10 protein-coding genes, 1 tRNA gene and 1 pseudogene are annotated in these 16,277 nt (G+C 49.6%); 4 read left to right on the top strand and 8 right to left on the bottom strand.

Translation table 11 applies throughout. From position 1 onward, the window contains the following. Positions 1-5,799, bottom strand: a pseudogene (locus VCU37_RS00005) (hypothetical protein); the annotation flags it as partial. A 392-nt stretch (positions 5,800-6,191) separates the two neighbouring features. Here VCU37_RS00005 and glsA point away from each other — a divergent pair. Next, positions 6,192-7,475 (top strand): glutaminase A, encoded by a 1,284-nt coding sequence (gene glsA / locus VCU37_RS00010; RefSeq protein WP_336248586.1) that lies wholly within the window; start codon positions 6,192-6,194, stop codon positions 7,473-7,475. Between the two features lie 3 nt (positions 7,476-7,478). On the opposite strand, the gene VCU37_RS00015 is transcribed toward glsA, so the two are convergent. Beyond that, on the bottom strand, positions 7,479-8,270 hold the full coding sequence (locus VCU37_RS00015) for an NADPH-dependent oxidoreductase (protein ID WP_336248587.1): 792 nt from the start codon (positions 8,268-8,270) through the stop codon (positions 7,479-7,481). 72 nt (positions 8,271-8,342) lie between these two features. Then, the gene (locus VCU37_RS00020; RefSeq protein WP_336248588.1) at positions 8,343-8,963 is read right to left on the bottom strand and encodes a TetR/AcrR family transcriptional regulator; all 621 of its coding nucleotides are present in this window, start codon (positions 8,961-8,963) and stop codon (positions 8,343-8,345) included. Between the two features lie 109 nt (positions 8,964-9,072). Here VCU37_RS00020 and VCU37_RS00025 point away from each other — a divergent pair, with 109 nt between their 5' ends. Then, entirely contained in the window at positions 9,073-10,281 is a 1,209-nt protein-coding gene (locus VCU37_RS00025; RefSeq protein WP_336248589.1) for an MFS transporter, read from the top strand. A gap of 119 nt (positions 10,282-10,400) precedes the next feature. Continuing rightward, positions 10,401-11,048, top strand: a complete 648-nt coding sequence (locus VCU37_RS00030) for a hydrolase (protein WP_336248590.1) — start codon at positions 10,401-10,403, stop codon at positions 11,046-11,048. Positions 11,049-11,171: 123 nt separating this feature from the next. Here the strand turns inward: VCU37_RS00030 and VCU37_RS00035 are convergent, their stop codons facing one another. Next, positions 11,172-12,143: a DUF5996 family protein gene (locus VCU37_RS00035; RefSeq protein WP_336248591.1), complete on the bottom strand. Its 972-nt coding sequence runs from the start codon at positions 12,141-12,143 to the stop codon at positions 11,172-11,174. A gap of 260 nt (positions 12,144-12,403) precedes the next feature. Between VCU37_RS00035 and VCU37_RS00040 the strand changes: the two genes are divergently transcribed. Then, complete coding sequence (locus tag VCU37_RS00040) at positions 12,404-12,829, top strand: rhodanese-like domain-containing protein (protein WP_336248592.1); 426 nt, start codon at positions 12,404-12,406, stop codon at positions 12,827-12,829. Positions 12,830-13,379: 550 nt separating this feature from the next. On the opposite strand, the gene VCU37_RS00045 is transcribed toward VCU37_RS00040, so the two are convergent. From VCU37_RS00045 to VCU37_RS00060, 4 genes are all read right to left on the bottom strand, one after another. Beyond that, positions 13,380-13,452 (bottom strand) — tRNA-Ala (locus tag VCU37_RS00045). A gap of 93 nt (positions 13,453-13,545) precedes the next feature. Continuing rightward, complete coding sequence (rsfS, locus tag VCU37_RS00050; RefSeq protein WP_336248593.1) at positions 13,546-13,923, bottom strand: ribosome silencing factor; 378 nt, start codon at positions 13,921-13,923, stop codon at positions 13,546-13,548. Between the two features lie 139 nt (positions 13,924-14,062). Then, on the bottom strand, positions 14,063-15,361 hold the full coding sequence (locus VCU37_RS00055; protein WP_336248594.1) for a type II restriction enzyme: 1,299 nt from the start codon (positions 15,359-15,361) through the stop codon (positions 14,063-14,065). Then, positions 15,354-16,190, bottom strand: a complete 837-nt coding sequence (locus VCU37_RS00060) for a DNA adenine methylase (RefSeq protein WP_336248595.1) — start codon at positions 16,188-16,190, stop codon at positions 15,354-15,356. Before VCU37_RS00060 ends, VCU37_RS00055 begins: the two co-directional genes overlap by 8 nt. Positions 16,191-16,277 lie beyond the last annotated feature (87 nt).

The following is a 16,277-nucleotide window of genomic DNA, read 5'->3' on the forward strand; positions in this document are numbered from 1 at the left end:
AACCGGGTTCAACAACAACGGCGCATCCAACATGCCCTGCAACCCACCAGACGACAAGCTATCCGCAAACACATTGTCACGCCCAATCAACACAATCCGGCTCTTTTGTCCTGCGGGGAACACGGCATCTACCCACTTATCAGAACGTTCGCCACCGTCAGTGACGGTTCCAGTATGACCAGGCACAACCGGTGCTGGTGTTGCTGGTGGCGTTGGAGCTGGTGGAATCTCACTCGGTCGGTCACCGGCCGGCGTCACCGTTGGAGTTGGTGTTGGTGTTGGTGTTGGTGTCGGAGTCGGAGTTGGGGTGTCAGTTGGTACTGGCACACTTGGCCCAGGAACCACCGGTGGCGGAGGTACCACAGGTGCTGGCTTGACCAGAACCGGTTGGTTGGCTGATCCGGTGTAGTTACGGTTGCCAGGTTTGCCCTGACCACCTTCAACACGGCTATCAACCTTCACCGTGGCGGTGATTGATGCACCTTCGCCATTAGCCGCAGGGGTACCGGTGGCAGGCACAAGAAAGGACACCGGAGGAATGGTCTTACCATCTGGTGGCGTCGGCAAGTTCACTTGAATCTCACCAGGACCACACAAGGTAGACGGATTTGCAATGGAAACTCCGGGTGCTGGACGGTACAGGGTTAATGAACCAAGCACAGCACTGTTGCCACCGGTCAGATCACTTGCCTTTACACAAAGGACAGGATTAAAGACATCCGCATCACGAACATGCGGTGTAAAGGTCACCTTGTAGGACTCACCTGAGGTCAATTCGGGCGGGTTGCCCGGTACGGCCTTGTCATCAGGCGTGGTTAGCGTGACATCGAGACCGACTGAGGGATAGACCGGGGTAAAGGCCAAGTCGCTATTACCGGTCAATGGTTTGCCAGGCGTTTCAGGGGCTTGTGCACCCGGAACACCGTGGATTGGACCACTTTCTCCAGCAATATCTACGCGGCTACGCTGCTCACCAGTCACCTTATTGGGACCAGAGAACCGATCAGTGTCCCAGGTCACGGGAACGTAGATCGTTACCGCGCCACTTGGGCCACTTGGCAACTGGTTGACCGTCAAGGTTGTGCCGTCAAAGCCAGGGATCGTTGCTGAAGGGTCAACATGTAAGCCAAGCCGCTCAATCGCTTCCTTCACGTTAACGGTCACATTACGGGCTTCGCTGCCATCAGTGGGATTGGTAACCACAATCTTGGTGAATAGGTTTGGTGTGCCCGGTTCAATTGGCCCCGTCACTGGTGTACCACTATTGGCACCCGTATAGTCGGTGACTAATGAGGCGTCAATGGTGACTGTGGGAACTTGAATCGGTACCGAACCGCTTGAACCAGATGATGCTTTATCAGCATCCTTAAATCCAGCGAGGTCGCTAGGGACAGCGGGACCGCGGTAGGCATCACCGTTCGCGGTGATAGGACCGTCACCATCAGTGACGAGCACATTCGTTGTCTTAATCGTAATGGTAACTGGCGCCCCTGTTGTATTTTCAAATGGGCCGTCTGCAACAACGACACCAAGAGCATCTGGGGTACTGCCTGGCACCAAGGCAGGCGTTGCATTGCAGGTCATCTGCCCAGGGCATGTAACCTCAACAACCGCATTGGTGAGGTCAATCGTGGCCCCATCAAGTTTGGTTAACAAACTCAAATTCGGGACACTGATGTTGTTGGGAATCGTCAGTGTGGTGACGGTTGTTACCAATTCACCATGTTGGACCTTCCCGTTTGCATGACGGTTGTGCTGCGGTTTAATCGTGGTGACTGCACGCACATCATGGCCACGAACCGACGCTTCGCCAGTACTGGTATAGGTTTCAACACCAGGACCATCTTGTGCCATGCTCTTGAACGGTACGTTGATCTGGTTCGAATACGCCTCATCAGCCGTAACCGTTCGTGAAGCAGTGGCCACATATTTCAATGTGATGCTGCCGCCTTCAGGAAGATCAACCCGGCTATTCGCTGGCCATACGCCGACACGGTCCTTGTCCTGGAGCGTCCATGCCAATTGATTCTTCAATGAATCCAAGGTGGCTGGGGTTACTTCGATAGCTGTCAAGGATGGTTTGTGGGTGAAGTGTTCAGGCAACGTATCAGTAACGTTTACCCCGTAGGCTGTTACTTCACTCGTGTTCTGGAGGACAACCTCATAGCTAATATCATCTCCGCCAGCAATACGGTAATTACTGGGCGTCTTGACCACCTTGGTGACCTGAACAGCAGGTACCTTACGCAGGTACTGAATAGGGGTAGGCATAACCGTTGTCGGCGTTGTGCCCTTAACCGGTTCTGCATTCAGACGGGTCGCACCCTTGGTCTGGTCAAGGTGAACGAGGTAGACCGGTTTGAATGAATAGGACGCCTGAACACGTGGAGCTTGTGTCGTTGTCGTGAACAACTCGGGCAGCTTGATACGTGTCGTTTCCGTTAAGTGGCGTTCAAGTGGAATCGTGATCACATAGGTTGCCGCATTTCCCGGCGAACCCACAACCGTAATCTTTGCAGGGTCAACGCGGTTACCCAGGGCTGTCGCGATAGCGGTACGAATCGCATCGGTCTTCGCAAACGGACGAGCCTGTTCATCAGCGGCCTGATCACTGTCGACACCAGTCACCGTGAGCACAATCTCGGTATGCCCAGGTACCGCAGATCCAATTAGTTCAGCTGGTGGTGGAAGATTAGGATCAGCAGGGGCCGGTGGGACAAGAACCACCTCAATGGAGCCTTGTTCACCAGGTACTACCGTCAGTTTTGGATCACCGGACTGGTTCAAGTCGGTACTTGTACCGTATAACCCGATTTGTACCGGACGACCGACAATCCGCGTCTTTTGGAAGGTGCTCAGTCCACCCGTCGCGCTCTTTGGCGCAATAACAAAGGCGTTACCAACCTCATCGGGGGTGATGGTTTTGTTAAAGAGCTCGCGCGCAATATCGACCGTGCAGTTTTTGTCATAGCCTTCGGCAACCGATGCCGAGGGATTGCCCTGTCCTAAACAGAACGCATTTGCCTGTGGCACATAGGTCGTGTCACTTGGCTCGCGCGTATTGTCATTCTGGTAGGACAAAATACCGGCTTGAACCTCCCATATCGTGCGAGGTGCCGCATTATTTGGCGTCTTGAACTGAAGCGTAAATGCCTTCTTATCTGTATCGTCTTGAGGATTGGCTGCGCCAATTGGCCCCTTGATGGAAAGAATTGCATAGTCACGGGTGAGCATTCGTCCACGATCACCAGGCACAGTGCCATCCACACACTGCTCAATCGCTGCATCACCTTGGACAGATAAATCGGCACAGGTCAACCCTTCAGGGATCTGAATGGCAACCTTGGATCCGTCGCGGACAGTACCGCCACCGATATTCGTGACGTCATAGGTGAAGGTTGCGACGCCGCCGCGCTCGACACCTTCAGTTGGTTTGTCAACACTGAGCATCAACGTTGGTGAGACAAAGCCGTAGCTCGCATTGTCACGGGCATTATAAAAATCACCCTTGATGTCTTTGTAGCTGATCTTCCCCAGGTTGTCCCACAACACTGGCGGTCCTGTTGGATCGACAATGCCGGCGTTCTTGACCGTTGTCTTATAGACAAGGGTGACCGTTGAACCACCTGGAACCGTATTACCAAAGGAGTAACTAAGTGGTTTACGTAACGGCGGTGCGGTCACCCGTGTCGTCGCCTCAGGAACATTCGATGATGGGTCTAATTGGGCAACACCGGCTAACGAACCTGAGAGTGCAATGTCGTTTGTGGTGGTCTTGAGGTCGGTTTCTGACGGTAAGTACACCTGTAATTGTGGATCACGTGTGGTAATGCCGTCGGGGAACTTCACATTGATCTGGAAACACAATTCTTCACCGGCACGGACGCGACGGTACTTCCCCCATTGATCGGGTGCGCCGTTCAACTGGTCAAATGTCCGGTTGCGAATCGTATCGTCTTCCTTGATTTCCTTGGGATTGGGGATTGTGGCCAACGGCGTTGGACACGCACCACCAGCTCCGGTTGGGAATGCAACCGTGGTGAAGATATCAACCTTGGCGGCATCAATCTCATCTTCAGCACTGACCTTAACTGGTGACTGTCCCGGCTGTGTCCAGGTGTAATCCACGGTGGTGTTCAGCGGTTTTCCATTGACAACAGGTTGGCCATTAATCGTGTCACGAACCTTTGACGAAATCGTGAATGTTTCAGTCGTAGATGTTGTGTTGCTAATGGCGTTCGCGGGAATAGTTAAGACCGATTGGCCTTGCGCATTCGTCGAGATAGTGCCCGTAACCCTACTTGGGGTTGGGGTGCCATTCGGACCTTGGGTTGTCTTGGTAAACGTTACTGACCCGTTCTCGATGCAGGCTGTTGTGCCGGGGTTGACATAGCATTCCTCAGCCGGAAGGGTCATCGTGATGGTCCGATTATCCGGCATTCGGGTGTACTCGTTGGTCTTGACAACCAGCGTTTTGGTTACGGGGCCATTTTGTTTGTAATACCCCTTGTCATCCATCGTTGAGGTCAACGTCACACCGGCATCTTCGATGCGTGCTGATAATTCAGGGAGTTCTACTGGGATACTTGGCTGATTCGGATATTTCGTGTTATCCGTACCATTCCAAGGATGGGTGTATCCCGTTTCCCCCGTACCCGTGAAGGTAGTCGTGACATCTTGTGTTGACCGGCCGGTGTTATTGGCATAGGCAGGGCCACTGGCTCCACGGCGAGCAATATCGTCAGGATTGTCAGCATCATCGCCGTCACCGCCGTACCCTGCTGGGTTGACTTTGACACCCGTTAAACCGGGATCAACATTCGCCTTATCTAAGGCTGCGATTTCAAAGGTCGCTTGCGCTTCACTTCCACCTTTAAAATCAAAGGTGCTTGCAGGAATATCAAGTTCCCAATGGGGTTTGGGAGTATTCACCCAACGCAACTGATCTTCCGTTGGTACAAAGCAATTCGCATTCTTCACACACGTGCCCATGATCTCCCATTCGGGATCCAAGGAGACGGTGATGGGACCGGTCAAGTTCACTTCACCATCAGTTGTACGGGTGAGGTCAACAATTACTGATTGGCGTTGACCGCTCTTATTACCCCTGAGTGCGACACCCTCAATAAGATCAGAGAGTTTCAGTTCGGTAATAAGTCCTTTCACGGCAACTGACTGCTCATCACTCGCCCAGATGCGTTGTGCCTGCGGTGCTCCGGCTTCACCGTTGAGATCAGCACCTGCAAACCCAAAATCTTGGAATGCAGGCAACACCGTAGCTACCGGTGAGGCGCCAGCCCACGCACGGGCCTCAAAGTGTTGTCCAGGTGCAAATACGGTGCCGCTCTTTGGAGGATTACTGCCCGGTTTCGGTCCATCATTCTTGACCTTAATGTCAAACCATGCTTCGACACCGGGGCTAAGGTCTGCCACATTATTCCAGTGCACGAGGGTAACGGTGTGACTGGGATATAAGATCGTCGTGACTTTTGGGGTACCGAAATCGCCTGGGCCGCTTTCGGCTGAGACAAATGAGGTACCTTCGGGTAATTGAACGGTCCAACCTGCATTAAATAAGGGGTTAGTCCCGTTATTTCTGACTTTACCTTTAAGAACTGATTCGCCGCCCAACAGTGCTTTTGGATCAGAATCGTCCAAGGTAATCAACAAATTGTCTCTATTAACAATGTTGTTGTGCTGAGGTGACGGCGGAGCTTGAGCAGACGCCACTGTTGGCAGTCCAAACACCGCAAGGGTGATGACTGACAAGCAGGACGTCAACACGTTTGAAAAACGCATGAAAATCCTCCATTTAGAGATAGCTGACGCGCACCCTTACTCAGAAGAAGACTCCAGAAATGAAACGATAAGGGATAATTTCTGAAGGTTTAAATCGTATTGAGCAGGGCAAACGCTCCTGACGTTACCTACTTTACGTTATTTTTTGATTTCATTGCGTATTTTTCTTGTGCTCATTTGTGCATTCACTCACGGTAAGTATTTATTGAACTCCTCTGCGTATTAATTTTCATTGATACCGCAACAGAATGAAGCATTTACATCTAAAACCATGAATAATGATTCATAACGCTCTGTGTACCTCAAAACCAAGTCATCAGACCTTTAATTCCTTTCACCGAGTTAGATAGATCTGGTCAGAATGGAACACACGATCACTAAGGGAGTTAAGCATGTCGCCAATGAAGAATGAAGCCGTCGCGGACCTTGTCTCTAATACGCTCGAAGAACTCCTTGACCAGGTACGCGGCGACCGTTCAGGCGAATTAGCCGATTACATCCCCCAACTTGCCCAAGTCGATCCCGAAGGTCTCGCCCTCTCCGTCGTGAGTTCAACTGGTCGAATCTACGCTGTTGGAGATCACGACCAGCACTTTACGTTGCAGTCAGCATCAAAACCATTTGTCTATGCCCTCGCTCTCTCCCAACGTGGCCCGGATGTGGTACATGAGCGTGTGGGATACGAACCAAGTGGTGAACCATTTAACGCCATCAGTTTGGATGCCGAAGGCAGACCAGCAAACCCAATGATTAATGCTGGGGCCATCGTCACATCATCCTTAATTGAAGGGGCCACACCCGATGCACGATTTGAAGCTATTCGACACTGCGTGTCTGCCTTTGCGGGCCGTGAACTTGAACTCGATGAAGCAGTCTATGCCTCTGAAACTGCAACCGGACACCGTAATCGTGCACTTGCAAATCTCGCATTAGCAGCGGGCACCCTCGACCGCACCGTCATTGATGCCACCGATGTGTACTTTCGCCAGTGCTCACTCAAGGTAACCGCCACGGACTTAGCCGTGATGGGCGCAACCCTGTCGAACAACGGTGTCAACCCTCTCACTGGCGTCCAAGTGATGACCCCGGAAGTCGTCCGTCGAACACTGGCGATTATGTTAAGTTGCGGGATGTATAACTACTCGGGGTACTGGATGAACGATGTAGGCCTTCCGGCTAAGTCCGGCGTTGGCGGGGGGATCGTGGCCGTCTCTCCTGGCAAATTTGGGGTTGGTACCTACAGTCCGCGCCTAGACCCAAGTGGGAGTAGCGTACGCGGTGTTGCCGCCTTACGACTGATGTCTAACCAGCTTGGCCTCCATTTACTGAACCATCCCTCTGAAGCCGCCGCCTCCTTTAACGCCGACGATTCATCCTTTGATAACTTGATTCTGCGGATGCGTGGCGAACTGGACTTTGCATGTGTGGAACGCATCGTGCACGAACTCAGTGAACATGGTGACACCATTAAGAGTGTGCATATGGATCTGGGTGAATCTACCGCGGTCGTTCCAACCGCCCGCGGTATGTTGAAAGATTTGCAAGAGGTCCTTGCCCACGAGGACATTCCCATCACGATTGATGATCCTCGTGACTTTATTGAAACTGAACCGCACCTGAAGGCGCCAGAACCACATGTGGCTGACGCTCATGCTCCCCTACCGGAGAACCAATAACGGTTAGCGCAAGACCAGCCCTTGCTCATGCAAAATCTCTAGCATCGGCGAACGTTCAGACACCCCCATACCGAGTGCATGTTGAATGTGATGGGTAAAGGAATCCACACGCTTATTGGTATCACGTAAGTCGTAATATTGGCGGACTGTCTCGTCATACTCGCGCAACGCATCTTGATATGACGCCACTTCCGGATAAGTGTTGGTTGCGGTGGTAATTGAGATCGGCAGCCGCGGTTTGTATTGGGGTTCCTCATTGGGATGGCCAACGATCAGACCCACCAGGGGATAGGTGAATTTGGGAAGGTTGAGGGCACGGATGACGAGACGAGGGTCTTGGTTAATTGAGCCGAGATATACCGTGCCTAACCCCATTGATTCAGCCGCAATCACCATATTTTGTGCCGCTAAGAGGGTGTCATTCATCGCCTCAATAAATAGGTTTGTTCGACTCAGCGGCTCAAGGTCAACCCCGCCTTCTTCTCGAATACGGCTATTGCGATACAGGTCAACAATGAAGACAAATAGGTCACCGTTGGGACCGTCAACATACGGCTGTCCGGACGCTTGATATACCTGGTGGCGTATGGCCGGGTCAGTCACATGAATGATGGTGAACTGCTGTAAGAATGCCGTTGTTGCGGTGTGTCGTGCCACTTCAAATAGCGTCGTCAACTCCGCATCAGTTAACCGTTCATCGGTAAAGGAACGAAAGGTGCGGTGGGCCATTTGTACCGCAATGGTGGCATTTGAAATCGGCGTGGATTCTGGGGTGGATAGCGGTTTTGAGCTCATGGTCGAACCGTAGCACGCCCTGGTTAGCGTCTTCCTATCAGCTACGAAAATGATGCAGTGATGGATATGCCGCTAGCGATCATATGATGCCGACCGAGCGTGGAGATCCGGACTCACAAGACGAGTCACGGCCTCAATCACGGCTGTACGACGAATATCATGCGCATCACCAGCGTCTTCTGATTCAATCATGCGCACCACTTGGGGGAGGCACGACCAGTAGCCTGCAATGGCAAGCACCAGAAACGTGATTGATTCAGCGTCAATGGTTGAGGTGATGGCTCCAGACTCCTGGCCAAGGATGACCGCGTGTACTTTGCGGGCGTAGTGGGCACGACGAACCGCCTCATTTGGTACCTCGCCGGCATAACTCAGCGCTTCCCATTGCAAGAGTCGGCCAAGTTCAGGGTGAGCCAGATGGTAGTCATAGACGTTACCGGCGTACGCCGCAATGTCTTCAGTAGCAAATGAGTCAATAGGAATCGCTTGGGCAACTTTGGCGAGTTCTTGGTGCAAGACCGTATCAAAGAGCGTTCGTTTTGGCCCAAAATAGGCATAAATCCGTTCCTTGTTGATGCCAGCCTGTTTAGCGATGCGTTCGATGGTGGTGCCATCGGGGCCATGGGTTGCGAACTCATCTACGGCAGCAGCAATGATGCGTTCTTTGGTTGCATTCGTGTCCCAGGCCATCATGGCTCCTTTTCTAATCGGGGTGCCCACCCTATTGTCCAACGTTTTAGTTGGAAATCATAGGAACCACAGGTAGAGTAACTCCAACGCCAACGTTGGAATTGAGGTTCGTATGCCAGACCATCCCGAACAGCACACCAGCTACAGCCATTCGAGTGCAATTGCCATGCCGTACCCAGCAGGAGTTGGGTCGGTGGCGCTATTAGTGGGCACGTCCTTGGCCGTGTTATGCCAGCTCTATGCGGCAATAGCCCTCATGCTGCCAGTTGGTGCTGACTTTCACGGTGATGCGGCGTTGGCTCTTTCCACCATGTTCACATTCAGTTATGCCACCGGGTTTCTTATCTGGGGGCCGATAGCTGGCCGGTATGGACGAAAGCGAGTCATGTTGATCGGGCTGAGTGTTTTGGTTGTTGCTACCGCCGTGTGTGCTATTGCTCCCTCGCTTCCGGTGTTAGGGGTGATGCGTGCGCTACAAGGGTTTGCAGCCTCCAGCTTCCCACCTGTGGCCTTAACCTATGTCAGTGAAGCGGTCCATCCTGAGCGGCGACAAGGCGCTATTGGAGCGATGTCGACAGGCTTCTTGGTGGCCGGCATTTTGGGGCAAGTCATCGCGCAGGTTGTTTCTCAAACCGTGGGATGGCCGTGGATGTTTCTCGGGAGTGCGATTGTATTGGTTGCCTGTGCCATCGTGATCGGGGTGGTCATTCAAGAAACGCACCAACAAGGTCATTCAGGGAGTCTGGTCGATCAATTTGCTGCCATTGGGCGGTTGTGTATGACGCGGAAAATGGTGTTTCTCTGTGGGGCCAATATCACAACACTCTTTGTCTTTGTTGCCATGTACACCGCATTGGGAAGCCACCTCACAACGTTGGGTTATAGCAATGACACCGTGTTGCTGATTCGTGCCATTGGGCTGCCAGGTATGTTCTTTGCCCTTGCGCACGGTGTGGCAGTGCGTTGGCTTGGTGGGCTGATCGCCGTCGCCCGCGCTGGGTTGTTGCTGGCCGCAACGGGGATCGTACTCATGGCGATATGGTCGGATTCACTCCTTGGCATTGCCGTTGCGAGCACGATTGTGGTCATCGGTGTAGCGATCAATATCCCTTCCATGATTGGTCTGTTTATCGAAGCGTCAGCCTCTCAACGGTCTGCAGGTATGGCGATCAATGGTGTGGTGATCTTTACCGGTGCAAGCTTAGGCCCAATACTGGCAACGACTGGAATGAGCTTTGGTGTTTTGATGATTGTGTTAGCTGTCATACTGGGAGTTGGTGCATTAAGTGTTTCGGTTACGGCGCGCCACATGACCACATGACACTGGACCAAAAACGCCTATCTAGGTCGGCCTCGCTGTATCCGTTGCGACCCACATTTTTTGCACGTTCGTTAGGCACCAATCAGGTTGCCTACATGATGAGTTAGTAGGAGAAAATTATGTCTCACCATTCTTCAGGTCCTAAAACTGAGCCAGAACCCATTCGTGATCCTCAAAACGATCACCTGCTTACACCACAAAACTGCGCCATTTTGTTAATTGACTATCAAGAAACCCAATTTCAAGCGCTTGGCTCAACAACTCCGGAGGAAGTCAACCTCGGTGCTATCACGCTCGCCAAGTTGGCAACGGCGTATAAGGTGCCAACCATCTTGTCCACTGTGGGTGTTGACCTTGGTGTGAATAAGGCAACGGTGCCAGAGATTAAGAACGAATTACCTGGTATTGAGGAGATTGACCGCACCGGTGTCAACTCGTGGGAGGATGCTGATTTTCGGGCTGCGGTTGAGGCAACCGGTCGTAAGAAAATCGTTATTGCTGGCTTGTGGACTGAAGTCTGCGTAGCCTTCCCAACCCTAGATATGCTGAAAGAAGGGTATGAGGTGTACCCAGTCGTTGATGCTATCGGTGGGGTGTCTCAAGCGGCGCACGATTCGGCCATCACCCGTATGGTGCAAGCTGGTGCACAGCCCACCACCTCGATTGCTTTTGGGTCTGAACTTATGAGGAACTGGGCGCGGGAGGATTCCGATCTATTCCGTACGATCCTCATGGATTACTTCGAGCGCAAGCGCAAGATCAGCTAGTCGCGAACGAGATCGTTCAATCCGGGTAAATAACAATGCCGCGGTAGCGTGATCTGCATCAGCTATCGCGGCACGAATAACCCACTATCGGCCCACCTGGAACCAGGTGGGCTGTTTTTTGCGTTACCCTAGGATGCATTCCGCAGGTGCAGCACCTTCTTGGTACCGTTCCAAGCGGTCCGGGGTTGATTCAAGCGCTTTGCGGTCCCAGTTGCCCAGGTCAGCGGCGACGGCGTAGGTGCTATTGAAGAATTGACGCACCTTTTCTTCGGGGTTGTCGGACTGGCGTACCGCTTCATAAGGCAGCAAGAACTGCTGGAACTCTTCGCTGTAGAAGGCTTCGGCTGGTTCAATCTTCTGTTCTGAGAACCCGTCGGGAACAGGATAGGTGTAGGAGTAGAACGCCCCTTCTTCCCCACCGCCTGGCCAGAACCCACAGCTACTGAGCTTGTGGGAGTAGCCTTCGACCATGACCCAGTCGCCACAGTTGGGAACCCCACCGGGGTGACGTGGGGCGATGGTGCCCTCAAAGCGAGTGACGGCCATATCAAAGGAGCCCCAGAAGAAGTGCACTGGGCTGACCTTGCCAATGAAATGGGAGCGGAACTCTTCCATGGCAATGTGGGCTTTGGATAGTTGACGCCAGAAGGCGGTTACCGCTTCTTTATCGTAGGTCTTGTGGGTGGTGTCCTCGTCAAAGGGAATGGCGGGATCAACCTCATTGGGGGTGAGGATGATGTCCATGGGGACCTCAATCGCGTCCATTGCCGCTTTCACCTTGGCATAGAACTCCGCGGTGGTCATTTCTTCGAGCGCAAAGGAGGTGTGTTTCCCGTTGCTGCGACGGAACAACAGCTCGTGCTCAATAAAGTTGAACTCAATGTCGAACGTGTCACCGGCGTACGGGATGGATGAGGTCGTCATCCCGACTGGGGTGATGTAAAACGTGACTTGCCACCAGTGGTTTAGTAATGGGGCGTACTGCATACGAATCTTGCCTACGATTTGAACCCACATATGTAAGGTGTTGCGGGTGTCGGTCCAATCATCGACACGAAGTGACGGCCATGCACTGGGATTTGCGGTAGTACTCATAAATGCCTTTTCTTTAACAGCAATTGGTCGCTGGTCACCGATTATGTCCAACGACCAATGAATGATGATGGCACCGAGTATATGACAGCCATCTACCCCTCAAGAGGTGGACTAATGGCTGGGGTTAGCCGCGCGAACGGGAGCGAAACCACTAGGGTGTAGGCCACGGTTTATCTAAGCGGGCGATACTGCATCTGTGCGGTATCCCAGACCGTTCCGAGGAGTGGCCTCCGGCGTAGCTCCATGCGTTAAAGGAAACTATGGCCCTATTCAAACCTGTCACCAATCTGTTGTTTGTCGGTATGGTTGCCGGCCTCATGTTGGCTGGATGTGCCAGTGATCCAACCCCAAGTACAACGGAGGCGCCGAGTACGTCGATGCCAACCGCATCCGTGTCCTCCACGGACCAAACTGACATTGGCACCCTCATTGATGTGCGAACACCCGAAGAGTTCAGCGAAGGCCACCTTGATGGTGCCATCAACCTTGACGTCAGTGCGTTTAGCTTTGCCGATGAAATCGCAAAACTGAACAAAGATGACACCTACACGGTCTACTGCCGTTCAGGCAACCGCTCCGCCCAAGCCGTGAAACAAATGAACCAAGCTGGGTTTACCCACGTCGTTGACGCCGGTGGCTACGACGAAGCCAAAATGCACCTGGGGTTAGAGACGGTCACCGACTAGGGGTTGGGCGTTTTGGCGGTGTTTGGGTGTGGGAGCGCAGAAACCTAATCCCCATCATGTGTCAGATTCGTCAGGTTTCTACTTAGTACTCAGATAAATAAAAGAATAGGCTCAACCGGGTAATACCCGGCATATCCACCATAAAGTACCCGACTGTGACAGTTTTTTAATGGTTTCTATGTTGGGACTTGTAGTTAACTAGTGCCCGATATTCAGCAACAAGGACAATACACCAAAGAACCATGGACAAGTATGGCCTTCATGGTCGTATACAAAGTCTCTATGACTATGTTGGAAATAAGATACTTGTGATTCTAACTAACTAGACTCGGCCGTTAATCCCAATAAATATTGAGTAATGGCTTGTCATCATGTGAAGCATTATCACTCAAACGCGCAGCACCTTAGCTAACCACCTGTTCGACAATGGCCCACGCGCGCGGCCTGGAGCACCGGACGAGCGCAGTTCGTAGTAGTAGCCACTAAGTACATTACAGGCAGCAAAATACCCCACCATCAGGCGGGGTACTACGGCATATGAATGTAAAAGTGGAGCTGAGGGGAATCGAACCCCTGACCTCATCGCTGCCAGCGATGCGCTCTACCAATTGAGCTACAGCCCCATAGGGAGTGAAAAGAATAGCCAGCAAACAACAGTCCGCAACCTTTTGGGCGAGATTTTTATCGAACTCCCTGGTCAAGCCCTCTCTCAGGCGCTAACCGATGGTCACTCCGTCGGCATCGGTAACTGGTTCACCATCATCCCACTTGTGGCTGGGTGCGTCGGACCAGAGCCGGTCGAGGGCGTAGAGGTCACGGGTATCGGTTAAGAACCCGTGCACCACATAATCCCCGTAGTCAGTCACCATCCACCCGGTCGCAGCACTCCCCTCACGGGCAAGGGGCTTGCGTCCGTGCTGCTCACGTAACTGGTACTCAATTTCTTCACTCGCCGCATCAAGCTGGCGGTCGTTCTTGGTGGTGAACACCAAGAAGTGATCGGTAATCCCGATGATGTCGCCCACATCAAGGCGAACCACATCAGTCGCTTTCCGATCAAGTGCTGCCTGAGCAGCGGTTTCTATCTGGTTCAAAATATCAGAGGCGGTAGTAATGACCCTGTCCTTTCATACCGCAGCGCGGTTATCAATATTTGTCAGTCTAAGAATAATAATAATCTCCTCTAGAGGTATTATTCCAATAATCAAATATATCATCCATACAATACACTAATTAGTTTGTCAAATCTAATATCCAATTGATCCATGATACTACTGTTGAGGCCCTACGGCTATACGTGGAATCAGCCTCAACACCATAAATTTGTACTTCCTTCATAATCTCCACTATTTTACTTGTAGATGGAAGCTCTGAATATAATAGGTACATTCTAAATACCTTATTAAACACTCGCTTTTCCAATATAGATTCAACAAATCTTAGATTTCTATACTTAATACTTAACCCCAAAATCGACTTACCCCTACTTGTTAAATGATATCTTACACCTGCATTTCGATCATATTCCTTGTCAATTAATCCTAAATAAACACATGCACTAGTATAGTAATTAGTTTGCCTCACATCAAAATCATATTTATATGTAATATGCTCTCGAGATAATGAAATATCTTTATTTAATAATTCACAGATATTAATTATTCTTCTAAAACTATCAGCTTGTGGAAATGGAATGTCTTTAGGTTCGTTTGCTACTAGAACCCTATCAGCTATCGAAATGATATCTTCTAATTTAATTCTTTCCTGCTCGAGTGAATAGTTTCTTTGTTTAACCAATACTAGAGAGTTATAATTTTTTACTTCTTTAAATACATACTCATAGAGACTGAATACACCATTTGAATAAGTTAAAAATATTGGTTTAACAGATTTCTGCAATTTACTTTGCCACAACCTATAAGGATAATACAACTGCCTTACCAAGAAGTTATCAGAAAGAGAATTCTTTGCTTCAATTAGAGTAAGAGAATTATACCCTTCATATCCCCCATCAATTTCTATCTGAGAATTCTCAACAGAAATATTTCGTATATTACTAGTCTTCTTTCCACATATAATATAATCAAATTTTCCAGAACTCATCCTACCATTAACAGTAGGCCACAACATTTCTTCCTCAATAAAATCTGCCAAAATACCTGACAAGTAGGCAACATTTATTGCAGTTGCCTCGCTAGTTATACTATTAAAGTCTATACTATGGATAAAACTAGGTATAGATACTGTATTAGTTTTATTTTCAGGCGGCTCAAAGTCATGATAAGCCTCAAAATCAGCAATAATATAGCTACCACGTGTAATAGGTAATATAGATAAATGATTTCTTTTGAATAAAGTAGGCAAATTGCTTCTATGATCAAATTTAGTCATTAGCCTTGCCTCCCTAAACTCTCCTATCTCTTTTGCTGAAATTTCATAAATACCCCTTTCCCGAATAGACCCAATAATACTATACTTATCAAATATCTTTTCCCAAGCTTTATCATTTAAGGTTTTCAATTTATTAGTCATAGTTCCTCACCAGTACTTCATCTACTTCACCTCGTTCGTCACCATTTGAATTTATTGCTCTTTTTGCTTTTATAAACTCAATATTATAATCCCTATATAAATCTAAAATAAACTCAGTTGAGGCATTTGACAAAAGGAGCTTGACTCCTTTTTCGGTTAATTGATCGCATAGTATTTTCAATCGAATTTGCTCATCTCTATTAAACCCACCTTTAGCATAACCAGTAAAATTAGCGCTATCAGAGATAGGATCATAGGGTGGATCAAAATAAACAAAATCACCTTTTCTAATCCCGACTATTGCCTCTTCAAAATCTACACATTTAAATTCAATATTTGATTCATTAAAATACTCGCTAACCGCCCTCAAGATATTAGGGTTCGTAAAATTGGGATTTTTATATTTTCCAAATGGCGCATTAAATTGCCCTAATTGATTAACTCTGAAAAGCCCATTGTAGCAAGTCTTATTTAAATAATATATTCTGGAAGCTCGTTCAATATTTGAAAGCTTTTTATAAGTATTTTTATCTCGATCTAATGAACGAATCTCGTAGAAATAGCTCGAGTCATTTTTATGTTTAGATAAATCCTCTATTAGTGATTCTACATCATCTTTTACTACTTTGTATAGGTTGATGAGTTCAGAGTTGATATCACTAACAACGGCATTACAGGGTTGGATATCAAACAGGACAGCACCCCCACCAAGAAATGGCTCATAAAATGTCGCAATTTCTAGGGGTATGTAGTTTTTTATCTTAGGTAGCAATTGCCTTTTTCCACCAACCCATTTAACAATGGGAGATACTGATTTATTCTTTTTCAATCTTTCCCTCCATGAGAACAATTTGTAGTTGTACTATTCAATTCAATAGATTGATAGCTATTGGAGATAAAATCTTTACATCCTTTT

Source organism: Stomatohabitans albus (assembly GCF_036336025.1).
Taxonomy (GTDB): Bacteria; Actinomycetota; Nitriliruptoria; order Euzebyales; family Euzebyaceae; genus Stomatohabitans; species Stomatohabitans albus.